The 23,877-nt window shown below is 70.3% G+C and carries 17 protein-coding genes; 8 read left to right on the forward strand and 9 right to left on the reverse strand.

The features are described 5' to 3' along the window. The first annotated feature begins 61 nt into the window (after positions 1–61). The gene (locus ABZV06_RS27425) at positions 62–2,911 is read left to right on the forward strand and encodes a glycoside hydrolase N-terminal domain-containing protein (protein WP_355625077.1); all 2,850 of its coding nucleotides are present in this window, start codon (positions 62–64) and stop codon (positions 2,909–2,911) included. A 144-nt stretch (positions 2,912–3,055) separates the two neighbouring features. On the opposite strand, the gene ABZV06_RS27430 is transcribed toward ABZV06_RS27425, so the two are convergent. Then, complete coding sequence (locus ABZV06_RS27430; protein ID WP_355625079.1) at positions 3,056–3,370, reverse strand: hypothetical protein; 315 nt, start codon at positions 3,368–3,370, stop codon at positions 3,056–3,058. A 45-nt stretch (positions 3,371–3,415) separates the two neighbouring features. After that, positions 3,416–3,865, reverse strand: coding sequence for a hypothetical protein (locus ABZV06_RS27435; protein WP_355625081.1), 450 nt, complete (start codon positions 3,863–3,865; stop codon positions 3,416–3,418). A gap of 215 nt (positions 3,866–4,080) precedes the next feature. Between ABZV06_RS27435 and ABZV06_RS27440 the strand changes: the two genes are divergently transcribed. Continuing rightward, positions 4,081–5,094 (forward strand): LacI family DNA-binding transcriptional regulator, encoded by a 1,014-nt coding sequence (locus tag ABZV06_RS27440; protein ID WP_355248325.1) that lies wholly within the window; start codon positions 4,081–4,083, stop codon positions 5,092–5,094. A gap of 57 nt (positions 5,095–5,151) precedes the next feature. On the opposite strand, the gene ABZV06_RS27445 is transcribed toward ABZV06_RS27440, so the two are convergent. The 4 genes from ABZV06_RS27445 to ABZV06_RS27460 are packed head-to-tail and all read right to left on the reverse strand — an operon-like array spanning position 5,152 to position 9,952. Next, positions 5,152–6,864 (reverse strand): trehalase family glycosidase, encoded by a 1,713-nt coding sequence (locus ABZV06_RS27445; protein WP_355248327.1) that lies wholly within the window; start codon positions 6,862–6,864, stop codon positions 5,152–5,154. Positions 6,865–6,896: 32 nt separating this feature from the next. Further along, a complete protein-coding gene (locus tag ABZV06_RS27450) occupies positions 6,897–7,721 on the reverse strand; it encodes a carbohydrate ABC transporter permease (protein WP_355248330.1) in 825 nt (274 codons plus the stop codon). Beyond that, positions 7,718–8,689 carry a sugar ABC transporter permease gene (locus ABZV06_RS27455; RefSeq protein WP_355625083.1) on the reverse strand — a complete coding sequence of 324 codons (972 nt, stop codon included), beginning with the start codon at positions 8,687–8,689 and terminating at the stop codon, positions 7,718–7,720. The genes ABZV06_RS27450 and ABZV06_RS27455 overlap by 4 nt, the downstream gene beginning before the upstream one ends. 18 nt (positions 8,690–8,707) lie before the next feature. Beyond that, positions 8,708–9,952: an extracellular solute-binding protein gene (locus ABZV06_RS27460; RefSeq protein WP_355625085.1), complete on the reverse strand. Its 1,245-nt coding sequence runs from the start codon at positions 9,950–9,952 to the stop codon at positions 8,708–8,710. Positions 9,953–10,251: 299 nt separating this feature from the next. Between ABZV06_RS27460 and ABZV06_RS27465 the strand changes: the two genes are divergently transcribed. Together ABZV06_RS27465 and ABZV06_RS27470 are read left to right on the forward strand one after the other, a co-directional pair. Next, positions 10,252–12,087, forward strand: coding sequence for an RICIN domain-containing protein (locus ABZV06_RS27465; RefSeq protein WP_355248339.1), 1,836 nt, complete (start codon positions 10,252–10,254; stop codon positions 12,085–12,087). Positions 12,088–12,277: 190 nt separating this feature from the next. After that, positions 12,278–13,894, forward strand: coding sequence for an arabinofuranosidase catalytic domain-containing protein (locus tag ABZV06_RS27470; RefSeq protein WP_355625087.1), 1,617 nt, complete (start codon positions 12,278–12,280; stop codon positions 13,892–13,894). 6 nt (positions 13,895–13,900) lie between these two features. Here the strand turns inward: ABZV06_RS27470 and ABZV06_RS27475 are convergent, their stop codons facing one another. After that, on the reverse strand, positions 13,901–14,518 hold the full coding sequence (locus ABZV06_RS27475; protein ID WP_355248345.1) for a TetR family transcriptional regulator: 618 nt from the start codon (positions 14,516–14,518) through the stop codon (positions 13,901–13,903). A gap of 173 nt (positions 14,519–14,691) precedes the next feature. Between ABZV06_RS27475 and ABZV06_RS27480 the strand changes: the two genes are divergently transcribed. Beyond that, on the forward strand, positions 14,692–16,332 hold the full coding sequence (locus ABZV06_RS27480; protein WP_355248348.1) for an MDR family MFS transporter: 1,641 nt from the start codon (positions 14,692–14,694) through the stop codon (positions 16,330–16,332). Between the two features lie 121 nt (positions 16,333–16,453). On the opposite strand, the gene ABZV06_RS27485 is transcribed toward ABZV06_RS27480, so the two are convergent. Then, positions 16,454–17,023: a hypothetical protein gene (locus ABZV06_RS27485; RefSeq protein ID WP_355248351.1), complete on the reverse strand. Its 570-nt coding sequence runs from the start codon at positions 17,021–17,023 to the stop codon at positions 16,454–16,456. Positions 17,024–17,380: 357 nt separating this feature from the next. Here ABZV06_RS27485 and ABZV06_RS27490 point away from each other — a divergent pair, with 357 nt between their 5' ends. Beyond that, entirely contained in the window at positions 17,381–18,745 is a 1,365-nt protein-coding gene (locus ABZV06_RS27490; protein WP_355625088.1) for a PHB depolymerase family esterase, read from the forward strand. A gap of 142 nt (positions 18,746–18,887) precedes the next feature. On the opposite strand, the gene ABZV06_RS27495 is transcribed toward ABZV06_RS27490, so the two are convergent. Beyond that, entirely contained in the window at positions 18,888–20,411 is a 1,524-nt protein-coding gene (locus ABZV06_RS27495) for an arabinofuranosidase catalytic domain-containing protein (RefSeq protein WP_355625090.1), read from the reverse strand. A gap of 638 nt (positions 20,412–21,049) precedes the next feature. On the opposite strand from ABZV06_RS27495, the gene ABZV06_RS27500 reads away from it, so the two are divergent. Together ABZV06_RS27500 and ABZV06_RS27505 are read left to right on the forward strand one after the other, a co-directional pair. Further along, on the forward strand, positions 21,050–21,538 hold the full coding sequence (locus ABZV06_RS27500) for a hypothetical protein (RefSeq protein WP_355248360.1): 489 nt from the start codon (positions 21,050–21,052) through the stop codon (positions 21,536–21,538). A 3-nt stretch (positions 21,539–21,541) separates the two neighbouring features. After that, a partial coding sequence (locus ABZV06_RS27505) for an FtsK/SpoIIIE domain-containing protein (RefSeq protein WP_355625092.1) occupies positions 21,542–23,877 on the forward strand: 2,336 nt, incomplete at its 3' end.

The following is a 23,877-nucleotide window of genomic DNA, read 5'->3' on the forward strand; positions in this document are numbered from 1 at the left end:
TGCCTCCAGCGGCGCCGTCCCACCTGCGTGAGGTCTCTGGCCTGCGCAGATTGGAGAGACCATGTCTGAAGTGACACGAAGAAACGTGCTGCGGGCCGGTGCTGCGGGCGCCGGCGCCGCGCTGCTACCGGTCGCGTGGTCCGCCGTCGCCCGCGCCGGTTCGGTCGCGCCGCCACAGGTGCTCGCCGCCAACGACCTGGCTCTGTGGTACGACGAGCCGGCCGGCACCGACTGGCTCCGCGCGCTGCCCATCGGCAACGGACGCCTCGGCGCCATGGTGTTCGGCAACGTCGACACCGAACGGCTCCAGCTCAACGAGGACACCGTCTGGGCCGGCGGTCCGTACGACTCCGCGAACACCCGCGGCGCGGCCAACCTCGCCGAGATCCGGCGGCGCGTCTTCGCCGACCAGTGGACGTCGGCGCAGGATCTGATCAACCAGACGATGATGGGCAACCCCGGCGGACAGCTCGCCTACCAGCTCGTGGGCAACCTCCGTCTCGCCTTCGGTTCCGCCAGCGGCGCGTCGCAGTACAACCGGACGCTCGACCTCACCACCGCCACCGTCACCACGACGTACGTGCTCAACGGTGTCCGGTACCAGCGTGAGGTGTTCGCCAGTGCCCCCGACTCGGTGATCGTGCTCCGGTTGACCGCCGATCGCGCCAACTCGATCACGTTCAACGCGACCTTCGACAGCCCACAGCGGACGACGATGTCGAGCCCCGACGCCGCCACGATCGCGGTCGACGGCATCTCCGGCGCCATGGAGGGCGTCAACGGCTCGGTGCGTTTCCTCGGGCTGGCCAACGCCACCGCGACGGGCGGCACGGTCAGCAGCTCCGGCGGCACCCTACGCGTCTCGGGTGCCACGAGCGTGACCGTCCTGATCTCGATCGGTTCCAGCTATGTCAACTACCGCACGGTCAACGGCGACTACCAGGGCATTGCGCGCACCCGCCTCAGCGCCGCCCGTGGGGCGAGCCTCGACCAGCTGCGCAGTCGCCATCTCGCCGACTACCAGGCCCTGTTCAACCGGGTGACGATCGACCTGGGGCGTACGGCCGCGGCCGACCAGCCGACCGACGTGCGGATCGCCCAGCACGCGAGCACGAACGATCCCCAGTTCTCCGCCCTGCTGTTCCAGTTCGGGCGGTACCTGCTGATCTCCTCCTCGCGGCCGGGCACCCAGCCGGCGAACCTCCAGGGCATCTGGAACGACTCGATGACGCCGCCGTGGGACTCGAAGTACACCATCAACGCCAACCTGCCGATGAACTACTGGCCCGCCGACACCACCAACCTCGCCGAGTGCTTCCTTCCGGTGTTCGACATGATCAAGGACCTCACGGTCACCGGGGCGCGTGTCGCCCAGGCGCAGTACGGCGCGGGTGGCTGGGTCACCCACCACAACACCGACGCGTGGCGGGGCGCCTCGGTCGTCGACGGGGCGCTGTGGGGCATGTGGCAGACCGGCGGCGCCTGGCTGGCCAGCCTGATCTGGGAGCACTACCTGTTCACCGGTGACGCCGGTTTCCTCCAGGCCAACTACCCGGCGCTCAAGGGTGCCGCCCAGTTCTTCCTCGATACCCTGGTCGCCCACCCGACGCTCGGTTACCTGGTGACCAACCCGTCGAACTCGCCGGAGCTGCCGCACCACTCGAACGCCAGCGTCTGCGCGGGCCCCACCATGGACAACCAGATCCTGCGTGACCTGTTCGACGCCGCGGCCCGGGCCAGTGAGGTGCTGGGTGTCGACACCACGTTCCGCTCCCAGGTGCGCACGGCACGGGACCGGCTGGCGCCGTCGCGGGTCGGCTCCCGCGGCAACATCCAGGAGTGGCTCGCCGACTGGGTCGAGACCGAGCGGAACCACCGGCACGTCTCCCACCTCTACGGCCTGCATCCGAGCAACCAGATCACCAAGCGCGGCACCCCGCAGCTCTACGAGGCCGCACGCCGAACGTTGGAACTGCGCGGCGACGACGGGACCGGCTGGTCCCTGGCCTGGAAAATCAACTACTGGGCCCGCCTGGAGGACGGCGCCCGCGCCCACAAGCTCCTGAAGGACCTGGTACGCACCGACCGGCTCGCGCCGAACATGTTCGACCTGCACCCGCCGTTCCAGATCGACGGCAACTTCGGTGCGACCTCCGGCATCGCCGAGATGGTGCTGCACAGCCACAACGGCGAGCTGCACGTGCTCCCCGCGCTGCCGAGCGCCTGGCCCACCGGCCAGGTCGCGGGCCTGCGCGGCCGGGGCGGATACACCGTCGGCGTGGCCTGGACCAGCGGGCAGGCCGACGAGATCAGCGTCCGCGCCGACCGGGACGGCACCGTACGCCTGCGCGCCCGCCTCTTCACCGGGTCCTTCACCCTCGTCGACGTCACCGACGGCAGCACGCCCAGCACCACCCGACCCGAGACGGATGTGGTGCAACTCGCCGTCCGCGCCGGTCACACCTACCGCGCGGCGCGGCCCGGTGTCACACCGTCACCGACGCTGAGCAGCACGCCCTCGCCCACCGTCTCGCCGACCCCGAGTCCGACCGACACACCGAGCCCGATCCCGACGCCGACGCCGACCGTGTCGAGCACGCCCTCGCCGTCCGGCGCGCGGGCCACGTACACGGTGACGAACTCGTGGTCGGGCGGCTTCCAGGCCTCGGTTACGGTGACCGCCGGCGCGACGCCCATCCGTGGCTGGACGGTCTCCTGGGCCTTCCCCAACGGGCAGGTGATCAGCCAGATCTGGGGTGGCACGCACACGCAGAGCGGTGCGAGCGTGCGGGTGACGAACGTCGACTACAACGGGGCGTTGCCGGCCGGTGGCTCCACCACGTTCGGCTTCATCGGCACCGCGACGGGCACCAACAACCCGCCGACCGAGATCACCTGCACGACCACCTGACGCGCCGAGTTGCGCCCCCGCCAGCCGTCGGCCCCGCGTCGACGGTGGGTGGGGGCGTGTCGCCCGTCGCCGTGCAGCGGCACCGCCTCCGCCGGCGACGGGTGGCCGGCCAGCTTCTGCACCGCGTCGCCGCCCGTGCGCCGGCTACGGTGCCGGGTCGCCGTCGGTGCGCCCGGCCCGCCTGCGCCACCGCTGGTGCCGCCAGACGGCGACCAGAGAGGCCACCGCGACGAGCAGGGCTGCGGCGCCCTTCCAGACACGCTCGGACCACGGTCGCTCGGTGCCGAACGCCGCCTCACCGCTCGCCATGAGCCACAGCCCCACCCACGCCCACTGCCAGCCGCGCGGCCAGGAGAAGGTCTCCGGCGGGTCGGTGAACGCGCCGACCGCGATCACCGCGGCCCCGACGACGACGATCAGCGGTACGCCGACGCGCGTCACGAACTCCCAGAACGACACGTACCGATCATCGTCGGTGGACGCACGGCGTACCAGAGCCGCGGATCAGGAGACCGCCGCTCGGACCAGCTCGACGACCCGCTTCTCCACCTCGGGGCTCCACGTCCGCAGGGCGTACGACACCGGCCAGAGGTCGCCGTCGTCGAGGTTCGCCGCGTCCTGGAAGCCCAGTGTCGAGTACCGGTAGTTGAACTTGCCGGAGTCCTGGAAGAAGACGACGATCTTGTCGGCGGCGTTGGCGTACGCGGGCATCCCGTACCACGTCTTCGGCGACAGCTCCGGCGCTGCGGTGGTCACCGCCACGTGCACGCGCTCCGCGAGCGCGCGGTCGTCGGGCGCCATCTGCGCGATGCGGTCGAGGACCGCCTGCAACCCGTCGGCCTTCTTGGCGCCCTTCTTGCCCTCGGCGCGCAGTTCGGCCGCACGCTCCTTCATCGCGGCACGCTCCTCGGCGCTGAAGCCGTCGGAGTCGGTGTTGGAGGACTTCGCGGACATGTCGGGCTCCCTCTCGCTCGTCATGGCGCGGCGTCGTGCCGGCCACCTGGGAAAAGGCTAGGCCGGAAGGACGCGCGGGTGCTTCTTGATTCCTGACCGGCTGGGGCGTCCGGGATGAGCCGGACGGGGCGTCCGGGGCCGCTCGCGGAACGCTTATGCTCGGAAACCGGAGCTGGGCGCGTCCCGTCGGGGCAGGAGTCGATTCGAGGGGGCGTATGAACATCGGGGAGATCGCCCGGCGCGCGGGAGTGTCCCGCAGCACGGTGTCGTACGTGTTGAGCGGCAAGCGAACGGTGTCGGAGGCGACCCGGCAGCGGATCCAGGCGGTCATCGACGAGCTGGACTACCGGCCGAACGCCAGCGCCCGTGCCCTGAAGGAGGGGCGTACCCGCACCCTCGGGTTGGTGATCCCGCCGGCGAGTCAGCGGTTGACCGACATGCAGTTGGGCTTCGTCGCCAGCGTCGTCGAGGCCGCCGCCCGCCATGACCTCGACGTGCTGCTGTCGCCGTCGGGGGGCGACCACGACCGCTCGTTCGAGCGGATCGTCTCCGGGCGTCGCGTCGACGGCGTCGTGTTGATGGAGATCCGGTTGGAGGACGACCGCGTGACGCGGCTGGCCCGTACGGGTCTGCCGTTCGTCACGATCGGCCGGACGGCCGAGGCGCACGGCATGAGTTGGGTCGACATCGACTACGCCGGGCTGATCGCGCGCTGCGTGCACCACCTGGCCGACCTGGGGCACCGGCACGTGGCGCTGGTGAACCGATCCGCCGAGCTGGTGGCGGCGGGGTACGGCCCCAGCCATCGCGCCCTGGCCGGCTTCCAGGCGGCGGTGGCCGAACGGGGCCTCGCCGGCGTCGACGTGTGCTGCGGTGACGACTCCGCCTCCGGCGAGGCGTGCGTGGAGCAGTTGCTGGCGACGCATCCGGAGGTCACGGCGGTGGCCACCATCAACGAGGCGGCGCTTCCCGGCATGCAGCGCGCGCTGACCGGCGCCGGGCTGTCCGTGCCGGCGGACTTCTCGGTCACCGGGGTCGCCGCACAGCACTGGGCGGAGGACTTCCGCCCGCCGCTGACGGCTGCGGACGTACCCATGCGGGACATGGGCGCCGAGGCGGTGGCGCTGCTGCTGGAGATCATCGCGGCCCCCGGCAGCGTGCCCCGGCACCGCCTGTACAGCCCGCCCATCTCGTTGCGTTCCAGCACGGGCCCGGTCCGGGCCCGCTGACCCGCCCACCGCCGCCACGGTCCCGCGACCGTGGCGGCCGGTCGCGCACCGCCCCGGCTACCGCCCTGCTGCTCGGCGTTCCTGGTGCGCGGCGGCGAGGATGAGGTAGCTGCTGGCGGTCCAGGTGTACGCCCGGTCGCGCAGGCCGGCACCGGTCTCGGCGTCGAAGTTCTCCGCGAAACCCGACTTCTCGCAGAGCGCGAGGAAGCGCTGGCTGATGTCGTCGGCGATCCCGGTGTGCCCGGCCCGTCGCAGGCCGTCCTCGACCAGCACGGTGGAGGGCGCCCAGATCGGACCCCGCCAGTATCCGTCGGCGGCGTAGTGGGCCGAGTCCGTCGGCTCGGTGGCCAACCCGTGGGTGGTGAGGTGGCGCTCGACTCCCCGGGCCAGCGCGTCGGCGATCGGGGTGGGCAGGTCGGCGCCGAGCGCGATGGGCATCAGGTCGAGCAGGCTACGGCTGGTCCGCTGCTGGCCGGTGTGCGGGCTGCGGGCCGTGAAGCGCTCACCGTCCCACAGGTCCCGGAGCATCGCCGTACGGATTCGGCCGGCCTCCCGGGACCACCGGTCGGCCTCGACGCCCAACTCGGTGGCGAGGTCGGCCAGGCAGTCCAGCTGCGAGACGAGGAAGGCGGCCAGGTCGGCGGTCTGCACGACCCGACCCTCGTCGAACGTGGTGGCGTTGTCCCAGCCGCTGTCGTTGCCGTGCTGGTAGTGCGGCAGGTCCGCACCGGGGGCGCGGCGCGCGTCCAGCCAGAACCCGGCCCAGCGGGCCAGCCGGTCGTACGTCTGCGCGAGCGCCGCCCGGTCCGGTGGGTGGGGGAGGCGTCGGCGCAGGTGCCGCAGCGCCCAGCCGTGGATGGGGGGTTTGACGTAGTTGTGCAGGACCTCGGAGTGGGTGACCGAGTCAGGAAGGGCACCCGCGGCGTCCTGGTGGTCGAAGGGCAGGTGGAACTGGTGCCAGGCCAGCTCGGGCTCGCCGGCCGCCAGGGCGATCGCGTTGAAGCAGTGGTCCCAGCTCCACACCTTGTCCATCCAGTGCTTGGACATCAGGACGGCGGGTCGGGTGACGAACCCCGCCGGGTCGACAGTGGCGGACCACAGCACGTACGCGGCCAGCTCGGCGGCCGGGGTGTCCTCGTCGCGCCACGGCGCGACCGCGTCGACGAACGCGGCGAACTCGGCGCTGCGGTCGCGGCACACCTGGTCGAAGGCGACGGTCGTGGCGTAGGGCCGCCGCGCGGTGGCGTACTCCTCGATCGCGATCTCCCAGGGCTCGTCACCCGTGAGGTCCAGGGACCGGTCGGCGGTGCCGAGCGCCTCGACGCCGTCGGTGCGGCGCAGCGCGCCGGCGAGCACCGTGACCCGGTAGCGACGCCCGGTCTCGTAGGAGGTGAACACGTGCGAGCCGTCGACCGGGTCGAGGTAGAGGTAGGTGCCGCTGAACGGGGTGAGCGTGCCGGCCGCCGCGGCTATCCGCAGGCCGAGGTGCCGACCCCGGAGCCGCAGGGTGTCCGGTCCGTCGTAGACGGCGTCGATCCGACCGGGACCGGCATGCCAGGTCAACAGCGCGGGTGTGGCGACGACCGTCGTGCCCGGGGCCGTGGGGGAGAGGCGTAGCACCGGGTGCAGCCCGGTCTGGTGCGACACCAGGTGCAGGTCGTCGGCGTACGTCTTCTCGGCGACCACGGGGGAGATGTTGAGCCAGGACCCTCGGTAGCTGAACGGGATGTCCTGGATGGCGAACTCCGGACCGGACGGGGCGACGGTCATGGGTGGCGACTGCCTTTCTGTGGTGCGGGTGGTCAGTCCTTGACGGCGCCGGCGGTCACGCCCATCGAGACGTACCGCTGGGCCAGGATCAGCAGGACGGCTGCGGGGACGGAGGCGACGACGGCGGTGGCCATGATGGCGTTCCACTGCTGGTTGTTGTTGCCGATGTAGTGGTAGATGCCGAGGGTGATCGGCTGGTGGTCACCGCCGCCGGCCAGGGTCGAGGCGAAGATGAAGTCCGACCAGGACCACAGGAACGCGAACAGTGACACCGTGACGATCGAGTTGCGGCTGACCGGCAGCACGATCGACCAGAAGGTGCGCAGTCGACTCGCGCCGTCGACCACGGCGGCCTGGAGCAGTTCGTCGGGAATGCCGGACATGAAGGCCGTGAAGATCAGTACGGCGAACGGCACCGCGAGTGTGGTGTCGGCCAGGATCAGGCCGGGCAGCGTGTTGAGGACGCCGAGGGTGAGGTAGATGGCGTAGAAGCCCATCGCCATGATGATCCCCGGGATCATCTGGGCGATCAGCAGCAGGAAACTCAGCGCCGGGCCGCCGGGTGGCCGCAGCTTCGCGAGCGCGTACCCGGCGGGGGCGGCGAGCGCCACGGTCAGCGCCACCGTCCCGAGCCCGACCACGAAACTGGTGCCCAGGTAGGGCAGCTGCTGGTCGAGGACGGCCCGGTAGCCGTCCAGCGTGCCGTTGGTCGGGAACAGGTGCGGCGGGCTCGCCCGCATGTCCTGGTCCCTGGTGAACGACACGTTGATCATCCAGTAGACGGGAAAGAGCATCAGCCCGGTCAGGACCAGGCCGACGAGGGTCTTCCACCAGACCCGGCGCGGTGACGTGATCATCCTAGGTGCTGCCTCCGTTGGAACCGGATGTAGAAGAGCCCGGCGATCAGCGCCAGCACGATGAGCAGGTTGCCGACGGCCGCCCCCGGCCCGAACTCGGGCAGCAGGTTGCCGAAGCCGAGACGGTACGACCAGGTGGCGAGCGTGGCCGACGAGCTGGTCGGGCCGCCCCGGGTCATGATCCAGATGATGTCGAAGACCTTGAGCGTGTAGATCAGCCCCAGCAGCAGCGTGATCGCGGAGACCGGGCGCAGCAGCGGGAACGTGATCGACCAGAACCGTTGCCAGCCGGTCGCGCCGTCGAGCGCGGACGCCTCGTACACCTCGACCGGAATCGCCTGAAGGCCGCTGTAGAGCACCACCAGGTTGAACGGGATGCCGATCCAGATGTTGGCGATGATCACCGAGGTGAGCGACCAGGTCGGCGAGGTGAGCCAGTTGACCGGGTCGATCCCGACGACGCCGAGCGCGGCGTTGACCAGGCCCGAGTCGCTGTTGAGCAGCCACGACCAGGTCGAGGCGGACACGATCAGCGGCAGCAGCCACGGCACGATGATCAGCGCCCGCAGGGTGGCCGACAGCGGGAAGTGTTGGCGGAAGAAGAGCGCCAGGGCCATGCCGATGCCGAACTGGAAGACGAGCGACGCGCCGGTGAAGACCAGGGTGTGCGTCAACGTCGGCCAGAACGCCGGGTCGGTCAGGACGGTGCGGTAGTTGTCCAGGCCGGCGAAGGGTGCGCCACCCTGCACGAACGACCGGACGGTGTACTCGCGCAGGCTCAGCTCGACGTTGCGATAGAGCGGGTAGGCGTAGAAGGCCAGCAGGTAGAGGACCGTCGGTGCCAGGAAGCCCCATCCCAGCCATCGTCCGGGCCGGCGGGTGCGAGGGGCGGCAGAGCCGGGTGGGGCGGCGTCGGCCGCCCCACCGTCGCTCCGCGTGGTACTGGAGTTCTGCGTCGTGTGGGTCATGTCGTCGATTCGGCGCGCTTACTTGCTCGCGGCCGTCGCCTGGGCGGCGGTCAGCGCCTCCTGCGGCGACTTCCCGCCGCTCAGGGCCGCCTGCACGGCGGTCCACAGGGGCTCGGAGATCTTCGGGTACTTCGTGCCCAGGTTGTCGCCCGTGCGACCCTTCGCCGCCCGGACCGCCTCGACCCAGACCTTGAGCTTGGGATTCTCGGTGGCCTGCCGGTCCTGGACGGCGGCCACCGGCGCGACGTAGGAGAGCGTGGTGTCCGTGGTGAGGAGGTTGTCGGCGCTGGTCAGGCAGGTGACAAGCTTCTGCGACATCGCGTAGCGGCCCGTCTTGCGCTGCACGGGGATCGAGACGAACTCACCGCCGGTCGGCGCCGGGGCCGGTCCACCCGCGCTGGCCGGGATCGCGATCGTGCCGTACGAGAAGCCGAGCTTCTCCGCGTTGGCGAGCTGCCAGGTGCCGTTCTCGGCGAATGCGAAATCGCCGGTGGCGAACTCCTGCCAACTCGTGGTCTGGGTGTTGTTGATGACGGAGTTCGGAGCGAGCCCCTGCTTGAGCCAGCCCGTCCACAGCGCCAGCGCGGACACCGCCTGCGGCGAGTCGAGGCTGGTCAACTGCGCGCCCGATCCCCAGAACCAGGGCAGGAACTGGAAGCTGCCCTCCTCGGTGCCGATCGCGGAGAAGGTGATGCCCTTCTTGCCCTTGGCCTTGACCTTCGTCAAAGCCGTGGTCAGCGACGTCCAGTCCGTGACCGAGGCCGGGTCGACGCCGGCGGCGGTCAGCAGGTCCTTGTTGTAGTAGAGCGCGAGGGTGTTGGCGCCGATCGGCACCCCGTACGTCTTGCCGGCGCTCTGGCCGGCGCCGAGCAGGTTCTTCTCCATGCTCGACGTGTCCAGCTTGTTCTCCTCGGTCGTGGTGAGCGCGCCGGCCTCGGCCAGGGTCGAGATGACCGGGTTGTCGACGATCAGCACGTCCGGCGAGTTGCCCTGCTGGGCCGCGAGCAGCGCCTTGTTGGTCAGGTCGGTGGTGTCGTAGCCGGTCCGCTCGACCGTCACGCCCGCCGAGGTTCCGCACTTCTTGAGCAGGGCGACCCAGTCGGAGTCGTCGGCGAACTGCGGGTACGGGTCCCAGACGAGGTAGGCGCCGCCGTCGTCGCCGCCGGAGCCCCCGGACGACGACGAGCAGGCGCTGGTCGTCACGGCGGCGAGTGCTATCAGGGCCACGGCGGCCAGTCGCCGCCGTCGGTTGAGTCGTGTCATGTGCTGCCTCACTTCAACTCGATCGTGTGGTGGGGTGTCGTGGGTTGACCGTCGCGGGCCGGAGCACGTCCGACCATGAGGCGAACCGATTCGACGAAACGGTTCGCACGAAGATAGGACCGTCCGCGCTCGGAGGTCAAGGGTGGTTGCCACGCCCGTCAGGTAGCGCTGGGAAACAGCCGCTTCACCGGAGCGTCATCTCATTGACATGAGTGAGTCTCCGACCTACGATCCGAGCGAATCGATTCGCAAGCGCAGCCCTCCGGAGAGCGTCCCCGCGCCCCACCAAGGAGCCGCCCGTGAAAACCCCGTCCCGCAGCAGGCCCGGCCGAGCGCACGCGCTCGTCGCCCGACTCGTCGTCGGCCTGCTCGCCGCCACCACGGCCGTCACCGTCGCCGCGTCCCCCGCCCAGGCCGCCGACGAGTCGATAAGCGTGAACTTCTCCACGACCACCGGCACGCCGACCTACCGTGCGTCCGGCTGGATCTACGGCATGACCGAGAACGCCAGTGGCCCACCCGACCACTTCTACCGCGACGTCAACTTCCGCTACATGCGGGCCGGCGGCGCGCAACTGCCCGGCAGTGGCTGGGTCGGCGGAAACTACGACCGCCGCTGGAACGCCACCCTCGCCCAGGCGCGCCGGACCGCCGCCCTCGGCGGGCAGTTCATCCTGCTGCCGCACGACCTGTGGGGTGCCGACGGCGCCGGCATCTCGCGCTTTCCCGGCGACAACGGCAACTGGACGGACTACGACAACTTCCTGAACCGCGTCATCGGCGACGTCCGGGCGTCCGGGCTGACCGTGCAGTGGGACATCTGGAACGAACCCAACATCACCATCTTCTGGAACCGGCCGATCTCCCAGTACCTCGAACTCTGGCGACGCACGTACCAGCGGCTCCGCACGGAGTTCCCCAACCAGCTCATCGTCGGGCCGAGCTGCGCCTGCGTGCCGTCGACCTCGCACGCGTTCTGGAACCAGTACCTCGACTTCGTCCGCTCGACGAACACCGTGCCGGACATCATCAGCTGGCACTCCCTGCCGGGTGACCCGGTCGCCAACGTCGCGGCCGCCAACGCCACACTCGATCCGCGCGGCATCCCGCATCCCCGTCCTTACCAGATCAACGAGTACGGGGCGTCCAACGAGCAGAACCCCGCCGACGGCGCCTGGTACATCTCGCGCCTGGAGCGCGCCGGGGCGGACGGTCTGCGGGCCAACTGGGCCAGCGCCGGCAACCTGCACAACGACCTCGGCAACCTGCTGGTCCGCAACTCGGCCGGTCAGCACCAGCCCAAGGGGGAGTGGTGGGTCTACCGCTACTACGCCTCCCAGGCAGGGCAGATCGTGGCGGTGACCGGCAGCCAGTCCTACGACGCGTACGCCACGAAGGCGAGCGGGGTGGCGAAGGTCCTGGTCGGCGGCGGTCGTACGACCGGGAACCTGGCCGTCAACCTGCAACGTCTCGACACGACGAGTGGCGTGGTGCAGAACAACCAGGTGCGGGTGCTCACGCAGCGCATCCCGTACAACAACGGTGGCGCGGTGCAGGGGCCGGTCACGGTCTCGAACACCGTCGTCAACCTGTCCAACAACAACGCCACGGTGACGCTGCCGTACGGCAACCAGAACGACACGTACACGGTGACCCTGCTGCCGCCCTCCGACGCCGGCTTCCAGTCGGTGGCGGTCGCCCAGCACTCGCAGCAGTGCCTGGACAACACCAACCTGAGCACCGCCGACGGCAACGCGCAGCAGCAGTTCTACTGCGAGGGCGGTGACCAGCAGCTCTGGAACTTCCAGCCGGTCGCCGGCGTGGCCAACACGTACACGGTGGTCAACCAGCAGAGCGGCAAGTGCCTCGACGTCAGCGGTGCTTCCACCGCCAACTCCGCCGCGGTCATCCAGCGAACCTGCCAGAACGCCACGAACCAGCAGTTCGCCCTCCGGAAGGTGACCTACTCCGGCAACGATGCGCACGACTACCAACTCGTGGCCCGGCACAGTGGCAAGTGCGTCGACGTCAACGGGGTCTCCACGGCGGCCCGCGCGTCGGTCATCCAGTGGCCCTGCAACGCCGTCAGCCAGGGCAGCCCGCTGAACCAGACCTGGCGGATCTGGGGGCGGTAGGCAGCACGCGAGCCCCGGCGGTGGCCGCCGGCACGGGCGGCCACCGCCGGAATCCCGTCGACCGGGCTTTCATTGACACTGATCAAAACGCGCTCATACGATCGTCACGAATCGATTCGCCAGCCCCGCCACCACCTCCGCGGCGCGTCGGCACACCCCATGCGCTGCCACGACTCTCCAGGAGCATCCCGTGCGTACCCCGTCCCCCTCCGGGCCCGGCCTGGCCCACGAACCCATCCCGAGACGTCGCCTCCCGCGCCTGGCCGTCCTGGCCGGCGCGGTGGCCGGCGCCCTCGTCCTCGTCACCGTCGGCGCGACGGCCGGTGCCTCGTCGTCCGCCGCGGAGGCCGCCGCCATGGCGGCGGCCATCGTGCCCGGGCAGAGCACCACGATCGTCGGCGTCCCGTCCGGTCGATGCGTCGAGGTTCCCAACTCCAGCACGACCAACGGCACTCAGGCCCAGCTGTGGGACTGCAACGGCGCGGCCGGTCAGACCTGGACCTGGACGTCGAGCAAGCAGCTCTCGGTGTACGGCAACAAGTGCCTGGACGCGTCCGGCCGAGGCACCACCAACGGCACGCAGGCGATCATCTGGGACTGCAACGGCCAGACCAACCAGCAGTGGAACGTCAACAGCAACGGCACCATCACCGGTGTGCAGTCGGGGCTGTGTCTCGACGCGAACGGCGCGGCCACCGCGAACGGCACCAAGCTGATCCTCTGGGCCTGCAACGGCGGCGCCAACCAACAGTGGACCTCGCCCACCGCCCCACCGACCACGACTCCGCCGACCACGACCCCACCGACCACGACCCCACCGACGACGACCCCACCGCCGAGCGGCGCGCGCCCGTGCGACATCTACGCCTCCGGCGGCACCCCGTGCGTGGCGGCCCACAGCACGACGCGAGCCCTCTACGCGGCGTACGCCGGCAACCTCTACCAGGTCCGACGCTCGTCGGACAACACCACCCGCAACATCGGTCTGACCGGCACGGGCGGCACCGCCAACGCGGCGACGCAGGACTCGTTCTGCTCCGGCACGACCTGCGTGATCACTGTCGTGTTCGACCAGTCCGGGCGCGGCAACGACCTCTGGTACCAGGGGTCGAGCGTGGTTCCGGGCTCGCCGCAGAGCAGGCCGGCCACCGCGACCACCGAGTCCCTGACGGTGGGCGGCACCAAGGCGTACTCGCTCTACATCAACCCGGGTAACAGCTACTGGCGTGACGGGCACCTGACCGGCGTACCGACCGGTGCGGCGCCGGAGGGCATGTACATGGTCACCAGCGGTACGCACGTCAACAGTGGCTGCTGCTTCGACTACGGCAACAGCGAGACGACGCGTAAGGCCGACGCCGCTGGCGCGATGGACGCCATCAACTTCGGCAAGCAGTGCTGGTTCGGTGGCTGCTCCGGCAGCGGTCCGTGGGTGCAGGCCGACCTGGAGTGGGGTCTGTTCCCGGGTGGCAGCAGCTCGTGGAACCCGAACCAGCGGGCGTTCACCAGCAAGTTCGTCACGGCGACGTTGAAGAACAACGGCACGTCCCGCTTCGCGATGAAGGGCAGTGACGCGCAGTCGGGCAGCCTCTACACGCTGTGGGACGGCTCCCTGCCGTCCGGCTACAGCCCGATGAAGAAGCAGGGCGCGATCATCCTGGGCAGCGGCGGCGACTGCTGCAAGCCCGACGGAGGCGCGAACCTGAGCGCCGGAACGTTCTACGAAGGGGCCATGGTCGCGGGTTACCCGTCCGACGCGACCGAGAACGCGGTCCAGGCGAATGTGGTGGGCGCCGGCTACCGCTGACGCCGATCAGGACCTCGGCTCCCCCGCCGGCCCTGCGGCCGGCGGGGGAGCGACCTCGCTGAGCGCGGTTCGCACGATCTCCAGCAGGTCGTGGCCCGGGTGGTCGATCCAGTGCTGGATGGCGACGCGCAGGACGGCCAGGAAGGTAGCGGTCAACAGGCGGGCGCGCAGCGCCACCTCCGCACCGGTGAGACGCTGCGCGAGCTCGGCGGCCAACTCGCGCTCGATCGCGGTGTACGCCGCGACCTGGTGCGCGGCCAGGCCCGGATGCCCGCGCAACTGTCGACGTCGGGTCAGCCAACCGTGGTCGCGCTCGCGCGACGTCTCCGCGGTGAAGTGCTCGGCCGCCCGGCTCAACACGGTCCACGGCGGCTCGCCGTCCGGCCGCTCACGCACCAACTGCAACAGTCGGCGCAGGCGCAGCGTGTCGCCGTAGAAGAGCGCCTCCTCCTTGTTGGAGAAGTAGTTCGAGAACGTCCGCCGGGAGACGTTGGCGGCGTCGGCGATCGCTTCGACCGTCACGCCGTCGGGGCCCTGCTCGGCGGCGAGGCGCAGGGCTGACTCGTGCAGGGCGAGGCGGGTGGCTGCCTTCTTGCGCTCCCGCAGGCCGGTGATCTCGTCCATCGCCGTCAGCGTACGTCGAGTGATCGGCTTCTCAATGGGCAAACTTGCCGAATGGGCAAGATCGGTAGATGCTTGCGTGAGGCAACCAACTCAGGTGTGCGGATGCCCGCTGCACGTCATCCGCGTACTCCTGGTTGTCGTTTCGGAACCCACGACAAGCGGGAGGCCGCGCGATGAGCGCACCCACCACCACGGCCGGCGCCGAGCCGATGAGCCATCGGCAGACCCTCGAGGCGCTCAGCGGTCTGCTGCTGGTGCTCTTCGTCGCGATGTTGAGCAGTACAGTCGTCTCGACCGCGCTTCCCAAGATCATCGGCGCGTTGAACGGCTCCCAGACCCAGTACACCTGGGTGGTCACCGCCACCCTGCTCACCGCGACGGCCACCACCCCGATCTGGGGCAAGCTGGCCGACCTGTTCAACAAGAAGCTCCTCATCCAGGTCGCCATCGTGGTCTTCCTGCTGGGCTCGGTCATCGCGGGCTTCTCGCAGAGCGCGGGTCAGCTCATCGCGGCCCGCGCGTTCCAGGGCATCGGGGTCGGCGGCCTCCAGGCGCTCGTCCAGGTGGCGATCGCCGCCATGATCCCGCCGCGCGAGCGGGGTCGCTACAACGGCTACCTCGGCGGCGTCATGGCGGTGGCGACAGTCGGTGGCCCGCTGCTCGGCGGACTCATCGTCGACACGTCCTGGCTCGGCTGGCGCTGGTGCTTCTTCGTGGGGGTGCCGGTCGCCGTCGTCGCGCTGATCCTGCTCCAGGTGACCCTGCACCTACCGACGTTCCGGCGGGACAACGTCAAGATCGACTACCTGGGTGCGAGCCTGATCGCCGCCGGCGTGAGCGTGCTGCTGATCTGGATCTCCTTCGTCGACAGCTCGTTCGCCTGGGTGTCGTGGCAGAGCGCGGCAATGGTGGTCGGCTCACTCCTCCTGCTCGCCCTGGCGGTCTGGGTCGAGTCGCGGGCGGCCGAGCCCGTCGTCCCGCTCAGCATCGTGCGTCAGCACACCACCGCCCTGGCCATCCTGGGCAGCCTCGCGGTCGGCATGGCCATGTTCGGCGGCGCGGTCTTCCTGGGTCAGTACTTCCAGATCGGCCGCGGTTACAGCCCGACGGAGGCCGGCCTGCTCACCATCCCGCTGATGGCCGGTGTCCTCGGCTCCTCGATCATCGCCGGCCGGCTGATCACCCGGACCGGCCGGATCAAGCCGTACATCGTCGCCGGCTCGATCATCCTCGTCGCCGGGTTCGGCCTGCTCGGCACCATCGACCACGAGACGTCTCTCGTGCTGGTCGGCATCGGCATGTTCATCGTCGGCACCGGCGTCGGCATGACCATGCAGAACCTCGTCCTCGCCGTCCAGAACACGGTGGCCCTCAAGGACATCGGCGCGGCCAGCTCCAGCGTCGCGTTCTTCCGGTCACTCGGCGGCGCCGTCGGCGTCTCGGTGCTCGGTGCGGTGCTCGCCCACCGGGTCACCGACCAGATCACGCGCGACCTGACCGCCGCCGGTATCCCCACCTCCGGCAGTGGCGGCGACAGCAACCTCAACATCACCGCGCTGCCGGACGGGGTTCAGCACATCGTGCGGGCCGCGTACGGCGACGCCACCGGACACATCTTCCTCATCTCGGCGGCCATCGGGGTGGTCGGCGTCATCGCCGCGCTCCTGCTCAGGCCGGTGACCCTGCGGACCAGTCTCGACCTGCCGGACGCGGCCACGTCGGTCGCGGTGGCCGCCGACGCGGTCGACGGGGCACCCGCGATCGACCAGGTATCCACGGAGGCCGCGTCGAAGGTCGCACCCGAGCGGCGCTGACGTCCGACGCACCAAAGGGCCGCCACCGTCACGGACGGTGGCGGCCCTTTCGCGACAGGCGCTGTCCGCGTCGACGTCCCCGACCGGCCCGGTGACCCGTCGGCGCCGACCGCGCGGGACGTCAGCCCACCGGTACGCCGTGCTCGCGCTCGGTGAACAGGTCGATGTCGCGCGGGCCCAGCTTGACGACCCGGCGGGCGTGCAGGGCGAGGTGCCGACGTGCCTCGCCGAGGCGGCGGCTGGCGATGGTCATCTCGTCCGACGCCTCGAACGGTTCCCTGCCGCTGGCCTGCAACGCGGCGGCCAGTACGGCGTTGTACGCGGTCATGAGCCCGTTGGCCAGAGCGACGCCGTCCTGGTCCGCGCGCGTCCAGATCTCCGACCAGGCGGCCTCCACGGTGGTCATGTCCCGGGTCAGCCAGTCGTGCAGCGCCATCGGCCCCAGCGGCTTGTGCCCGCCGAGCAGGCCGTTGCCCGCCTCCGGCAGACCCGACCGCCAGTACCCGGTCTGCCGCAACGCCTCGGCCTTGTGCGCGAGGCGCAGCGCGCCGGACAGCACCAGGACGTACGCCCGCTGAAGCTCGGCCCGCTCGCGCTGCCGCCGCTTGACCCGGCTGTGCACCCACACCACGAGCAGTGAGGCGAAGGCGGTGATCGCGGAGCCGAGCAGAGCGGCCAGGGTTGAGTTCACGCCGACATGATGCCTGCCGCCGATCGGCGTCGCCGCGCGGGCTGACACCTCGACAGGCGCGCCGGTCGAGCGCTCACGCCACCTTCGACACGGCTTGACGAACAGGATGTTATCGCTCACAGTCGATGTCGAGGACGACAGCATCGACGGCTCACCGGGCGAGCCACCGCTTCGGACCTCGCACTCCCGACGTCCCCCAGGGCATGTGGACGTCGCTTCAGGACCTGTCAACAGCCGCCGGCAACGCGCGGCCGACGTCGCACGCCCCCGTGGACGTCTCCCGGACGACCGGTCCGGACGTCCTTCCCGTGCGGCACCTCCACCACCCCGCTGCCACCAACCAAGAAGGAACCGCCCATGAGAACGAGGTTCGCACTGCTGGCCGCCGCACTGGCGACGGCTCTGGCGACGATGACGGCCGTGGTCACGGTCGCCACCCCGGCGTCGGCCGCGACGCTCACCCAGGTGACCAACTTCGGCACCAATCCGACGAACCTGCAGATGCACCTGTACGTGCCGGACCGGGTGGCGGCCCGCCCGGCTCTCCTGCTCGCCCTGCACTACTGCACCGGCAGCGGCCCGGCCGTGCACAGCGGGTTCGGACTCAGCACGCTGGCCGACCGCTACGGCTACATCGTGATCTACCCGTCCGTCACCCGGAGCAGCAAGTGCTGGGACGTCTCCTCCCCGCAGGCTCTGCGGCGTGACGGTGGCAGCGACCCGGTCGGCCTCAAGTCCATGATCGATTACGTCCGGAGCCGCTACCCGGTCGACCCGGACCGTGTCGGTGTCGCCGGCTTCTCCTCGGGCGCCATGATGACCAACGTCATGGTCGGTCTCTACCCGGACCTGTTCAACGCCGGAGTCAGCTCCTCCGGCGTCCCGTTCGGCTGCTTCGCCACCACGAACGGCGCCGAGTGGAACAGCGAGTGCTCCGGCGGGCGGATCGTCAGAACCCCGCAGCAGTGGGGCGATCTGGTGCGCAACGCGTACCCCGGCTACACGGGCAAGCGTCCCCGGTTCCAGATCTGGCACGGCACCACGGACACCACGCTGAGCTACGTCAACTTCGGCGAGCAGATCAAGCAGTGGACCAACGTGCAGGGTGTCTCCCAGACCCCGAGCTACACCGACTACCCGCAGACCAGTGCCACCCGCACCCGCTACGGGGGCACCGGCGGCACCGCGCCGGTCGAGGCGATCAGCTTCCAGGGCTACGGCCACTCCATCCCGTTCGACGCCGCGCAGGCCATCCGGTTCCTCGGCTTCGACACCACCGGCGCGACGACGCCGCCCCCGACGACCACGCCCCCGACGACCACGCCCCCGGGCGGCACGACCGGTCCGTTGCGCAACTCCGCCGCCAGCCGCTGTCTGGACGTCCCGGCGCAGTCCCGGACGAACGGCACCCAGGTGGCGCTGTGGGACTGCAACTCCGGCGTCAACCAGCAGTGGGCCGCGACCGCGAGCCGGCAGCTCCAGGTGTACGGCAACAAGTGCCTCGACGCCGAGGGCGCTGGGACGACCGCGGGAACCCGGGTGATCATCTGGGACTGCACCGGTGGAACCAACCAGCAGTGGAACCTCAACACCGACGGCTCCGTCACCGGTGTGCAGTCCGGTCTGTGCCTCTCGCCGAACGCCGGTGGGACGGCCAACAGCACCCAGGTGGTGCTCGCCGCCTGCAACGGCGGCAACAGTCAGAAGTGGACGCGCGGCTGAGGTCGTACCCGATGAATGCGGGCGGGCGCGCGGCCTGAATGCCTCGCGCGGCCCGGCCCGGGACCACTCCCGGGCCGGGCCGTGTGGGCGTGTGCGCCCGCTCGTGGCCGCCGTCGTGCGCTGCGGCGGCGGCCACGCACTCTCAGCGGTAGCCGGCGGCGACGATGTTCGCCTGCACCGCGTTCTCGGTCGCGTCGGACGGGTAGCCGGCGACCATGGCGCCCTCGTAGAAGGTGCCGACGCTCTGGTTGGAGTTGTCGATGCAGCAGTCGCCACCGCTGCCCAGGATGATGGCGCCCTGCTTCCTCATCGGGTTGTAGCCCGAGGGCAGCGAGCCGTCCCAGAGCGTGTAGAGGTTTCCGGACTGGGCGTTGCTGCCCTTGATGGCGAAGCGCGTCGTGCCGTTGTTCTTCAGCGTCGCGGTGACGAACTTGCTGTTGAATGCCCGCTGGTTGGGGTTCCACGAGCTGCTGCCGCCCGGGAACAGTCCCCACTCCAGGTCGGCCTGCACCCAGGGGCCGCTGCCCGAGCAGCCACCGAACCAGCAGCTCGTGCCGAAGTAGATGGCGTCCATCGTGCCTCGGCCGTCGGCGCGGCGGGTGGTCTCGCTGTTGCCGTAGTCGAAGCAGCAGCCGCTGTTGACGTGCGTACCGCTGGTGACCATGTACATGCCCTCGGGTGCGGCACCGGTCGGGACGCCGGTCAGGTGCCCGTCACGCCAGTAGCTGCTGTTGCCGTTGATGTAGAGCGAGTAGACCCTGTTTCCGCCGACAGTCAACGACTCCCGGGTCGCGACCGCGGGCTGTACGGCGCCCCCGATGCCCCCGGCTCCCTGGTAGCCGAGGTTGTTGCCGCGCCCCGACTGGTCGTAGATCACCGTGATGACGCACGTGGTGTTGGCGCAGAAACTGTCCTGGGTCGCGGAGTTGGCCCGCCCGCCCGCGCTGAGCACGCCGATGTTGCGGGTGGTGTTGTCCGACGAACGGCGGACCTGGTAGAGCGAGCCGTTGTAGGAGGCGTACAGGGCGCGGGTGGTGCTGTGCGCCGCGACGCAGGGAGTGCCGCCCGCCGTGTAGATGTCGCAGGGCAGTGTCGTGGTCGGCGGCGGGGTGGTGGGTGGCGGAGTCGTCGGCGGCGGCGTGGTGGGTGGTGGCGTCGTCGGTGGCGGCGTGGTGGGCGGTGGCGTGGTGGGCGGTGGCGTGGTGGGCGGCGGCGTGGTCGGCGGCGGCGTGGTCGGGTCCACCACGCCGTTGCAGGTCGTGCCGTTGAGGACGAAGGAGGTCGGCGTCGGGTTGCTGCCGGTCCAACTGCCGTTGAAGCCGAAGCTCGTGCTGCCGTTGGTGGGGATGCTGGCGTTGTAGGCGACGTTGGTGACGGTGAGCTGGCTACCCGCCTGTGTGTAGCTGCCGTTCCAGAGCTGGGTGACGGTCTGACCGGCGGCGAAGTTCCAGGTCAGTCGCCATCCGTTGACGGCGTCCCCCAGGTTGGTGATGGTGACGTTGGCACCGAAGCCGTCCTGCCACTGCGAGTTGACCGCGTAGGTGACCTGGCACCCGGCCGCGGCCGCCGAGGCGCCGGTCTGGATGGTGGCGGCGCCGGTGAGCACGAGTGTGGCGGCCACGGCGGCGAGCGCCGGACGCCGGTGGCGGAGTTGTCTGAGTCGCACGTGCTCTCCTTGACGGTGAGAGGTGGGGGTGTGCTGGACCGCGACCCGTTCCCCCTGCTCGGGCCCGGACTCTGAGCAGGGGGAACGGCGGGACGTGGCCCGGTCCGCGGGCGCGTACGGCGATTCCCGAGCTGTCCGGCGCCGGGCAGGCGCGTGCGGACGGTGTGGTCGGCGGACCACGGGAGACGGGTACGCGGCGTTACGGTCGCCGCCCACGACCCGGCCCGGGGGCGCGGCGGTCGGCGGTGACGGTGGCTGTGGTGTGGAGCAGACGCGCGGGGGCAGATGGACGACCACGGCTCCTGGCCGCAGGGGGTGATGCCGACCCGGGGGCGCCCGTGGTCAGGCATCCATCGTCCGGCCCTCGGCGCGGGTCGCCCGGTGGTGATCTCGGGCCGTCCCGTGCCGGCCACGCTCCACCTGCCCGCGCCGCGAACGACGTCGACCGCGCAACCAGGACCAGCAGGTAGAGGGCCTAGTGACGGTCAGTTATCAACGGCCGTCGTTACGTTAGCGTTAACAGGCCGCCCTGTCCATAGACGACCGTCGGTGGATCTGCCCCCCGTCGTCCGGGCCCACGGGCCGCCGCTCCTGTTCGGGGAATGAGCGAGGTGCCGGCTTGGTGTTGAATGTGGAGGGTGGGCGGACGGGTGCCGGAAGGGGTGGCGACGGTGGAGCTGACGATGGTCGTGGAACCGGAGCACCCGATGCCCGCCGAACGACTCGACACCCTCACCCAGGGGCTCGCCGAGGACCTGCGGGCGGTCTCCCGGATACGGGTGACCCCGGCGTCCGGTCCCGTACCCGGTCCGGGGACGAAGTCACCCGAGGCGTGGGAGCTGGGAATGCTGGTGGTGGGTGGTCTCTTCTCGGCCACCACGATGCGCGCGATCGTCCAGGTCGCGATCGCCTACACCGAACGGACCAGAGCGCGGTCGATCACCGTACGCAGCGGCGAGACCGAGTTGGTGATCACGGGAAGCACCCGGATCGACGATCCACTCCTCGTCGCCGAGCTGGCGCGGATCATCCGGACGCCGCACCGGCCCGACGCGGCCCTCGCCTCGTCCGGCTCCGAGCAGGCCGTGATCGCCCCGGGCGAGCGCCGCGGCGGTGACGGGAGGTAGACGATGGGACAGCGCCTGGCTCTGCTCATCGCCAACGACCGCTACATCGACGACTCGTTGGCCGACCTCTACGCGCCGCGAGAGGAGGCTCGTGACCTGCAGAGTCTGCTGGCCGACGCCAACATCGGGGCCTTCGACCGCACGGTGCTGCTGGAGAACGAGTCGAAGAGCTCGGTGGAGCGCACCATGGAGACGATGCTGCGCAGCGCCGGGCCGGAAGACCTGATCCTGCTCTACTTCTCCGGGCACGGTATCCGCCGCGGCAAGCGGGGCCGGCTCTACCTGGCGGTCGCCAACACCGAGGTCGACTGCCTGTCGTCGACGTCGATATCCGCGTCCTTCGTGCACGAGTTGCTCGACGAGTCCGAGGCCGCCAGTTCGGTCCTCCTGCTCGACTGCTGCTACAGCGGTGCCTTCGACCAGGCCAAGTCTCCGGCGGATCTCGATCTCGACGGGGAGCTGAAGACCGGTGACGGCCGCTACGTCATCACCGCGACGAACGCCGTCGAGCGCGCCGTCGACGGGCAACCGGCAACGGCCGCCACGCCCCGGCAACGCTCCGCCTTCACCGAGACGATCATCGAGGGCCTGAGCACCGGCGCCGCCGACCTGACCGGTCGGGGCCGGATCACCCCCGAGGACCTGTGGCGGTACGTGCAGTTGGAGCTGCCCAAGCGGACGACCGAGCAGTCGCCGTGCCAGTTCGGCCGCGCGAGCAGCGAGGTGCACATCGCGTTGTCCCGCGACGGCCATCACCGGCCGCGCGATCCGCGCGACCCTCGGGATCCGCGTCTCGGTGATCTGCTGGGCCCGTTGCGGGCCCGGGACGACGTGAAGCTGTGCGCCGTCGAGTGGCGTCAGCGTGGGCCGCTCACGGTGCCGGTCGGCCTGCGCCATCGCCTCGACCAGCCGAGCGGGGAACCGGTCACGCTCGATCTCGCCTCGTCGGAGGGGCACCTGCTGATCGTGGGGCGTCCCGGGATGGGTAAGACCACCCTGCTCCGTACGATCATCAGTGGGCTCGCGCTCACCCACTCGGCCGACGAGGTCGTGTTCCACTGCCTCGAATCGGGTGGCAACTGGCTCGGCCCGATGCGGAAGCTGCCGCACGTCGAGACGGTCCTGGGCGACGACCAGGTGGTCGAGCTGGGCAAGCTGCTGAGCCAGCTCGAGGACGACGTGCTGCGACGCAAGCGCCTGTTCCGTGAGCACGAGTTGGAGTCACCGGCCAGTCTCCGGGCGCGACGCGGCAGCCTGGACGAGGGCCCGCAGCCGGACATCTTCCTCGTCGTGGACCGATGGCAGGACTTCGTCGCGCTGCAACCCGACTTCACCGGGCGGGTCGTCGAGCTGGCCAACAAGGGCCTGGGGTACGGGTTCCACCTCGCTGTGGTCGAGCGCAGTTGGCGGTCCATTCCGCAGGAGCTGATCGAGCTGCCGCAGCTGCGGATCGAGACCCGCCTGTCGGATCCGCGGGAGTCGAGGGTCGACCCGGACCATGCCGCCCGCCTGCCTCTGTCGATGCCCGGTTGGGCCATCCAGGGGCGGCGCACGTTCCGCATCGCCCTTCCCGAGTTGACCGTGACCGACGTCGACCCCGACCTCGGTGCGGAGTTCGGCGTCGCGGTCTCCAACGGCGCGACGCCGATGATCTCCATGATCGCCCAGGCGTGGGGGCTGCCGCCGGTGTCCCGGGACTCCTCGGGTGCGCGAGCCGCCTGGGAGTCCCGGGACGAGGCGTTGGAGATCCTCGGATTCGCCGACTACGCAGCGCTTGCGGCCTTCGAGGGCGCTGCCGCCACCGCGAGTTCGGAGCAGCACCTCCGGGTACCCATCGGGTTCGAGCTGGACGGGCAGCCCGTCGTGCTGGACCTGAAGGAGTCGGCCCGGGCGGGGATGGGACCGCACGGCCTGCTCATCGGCGCGACCGGCTCCGGCAAGAGCGAGTTGCTACGGACGATCGTCGCGGCGCTGGCGACGCGCCACCCGTCGGAGGAGCTGAACTTCGTCCTGGTGGACTTCAAGGGTGGCGCGACGTTCGCCTCGTTGGAGGCGTTGCCGCACACCAGCGCGGTGATCACGAACCTGGTTGACGAGTTGCCGCTGGTCGACCGTATGCGTGACGCGCTCGCCGGTGAGATGGTGCGGCGGCAGGAGTTGCTGCGGGCGGCGGGTAACTACGTCTCGCGGTTCGAGTACGAGAAGGCGCGGGCGGCGGGGGAGCCGCTGGCGCCGATGCCGAGCTTGTTGATCATTTGTGACGAGTTCAGTGAGTTGTTGGCCGCGAAGCCGGACTTCATCGACCTGTTCGTGATGATCGGCCGGTTGGGTCGGTCGCT

Source organism: Micromonospora sp. NPDC005172, assembly GCF_040608555.1.
Taxonomy (GTDB): domain Bacteria; phylum Actinomycetota; class Actinomycetes; order Mycobacteriales; family Micromonosporaceae; genus Micromonospora.

What these genes read in the sequence shown, in the direction of transcription:
- ABZV06_RS27425 (WP_355625077.1), top strand. Translation starts at nt 62, where the DNA reads ATGTCTGAAGTGACACGAAGAAACGTGCTGCGGGCCGGTGCTGCGGGC.
- ABZV06_RS27435 (WP_355625081.1), bottom strand. Translation starts at nt 3,865, where the DNA reads ATGTCCGCGAAGTCCTCCAACACCGACTCCGACGGCTTCAGCGCCGAG.
- ABZV06_RS27440 (WP_355248325.1), top strand. Translation starts at nt 4,081, where the DNA reads ATGAACATCGGGGAGATCGCCCGGCGCGCGGGAGTGTCCCGCAGCACG.
- ABZV06_RS27445 (WP_355248327.1), bottom strand. Translation starts at nt 6,864, where the DNA reads ATGACCGTCGCCCCGTCCGGTCCGGAGTTCGCCATCCAGGACATCCCG.
- ABZV06_RS27450 (WP_355248330.1), bottom strand. Translation starts at nt 7,721, where the DNA reads ATGATCACGTCACCGCGCCGGGTCTGGTGGAAGACCCTCGTCGGCCTG.
- ABZV06_RS27455 (WP_355625083.1), bottom strand. Translation starts at nt 8,689, where the DNA reads ATGACCCACACGACGCAGAACTCCAGTACCACGCGGAGCGACGGTGGG.
- ABZV06_RS27460 (WP_355625085.1), bottom strand. Translation starts at nt 9,952, where the DNA reads ATGACACGACTCAACCGACGGCGGCGACTGGCCGCCGTGGCCCTGATA.
- ABZV06_RS27475 (WP_355248345.1), bottom strand. Translation starts at nt 14,518, where the DNA reads ATGGACGAGATCACCGGCCTGCGGGAGCGCAAGAAGGCAGCCACCCGC.
- ABZV06_RS27480 (WP_355248348.1), top strand. Translation starts at nt 14,692, where the DNA reads ATGAGCGCACCCACCACCACGGCCGGCGCCGAGCCGATGAGCCATCGG.
- ABZV06_RS27490 (WP_355625088.1), top strand. Translation starts at nt 17,381, where the DNA reads ATGAGAACGAGGTTCGCACTGCTGGCCGCCGCACTGGCGACGGCTCTG.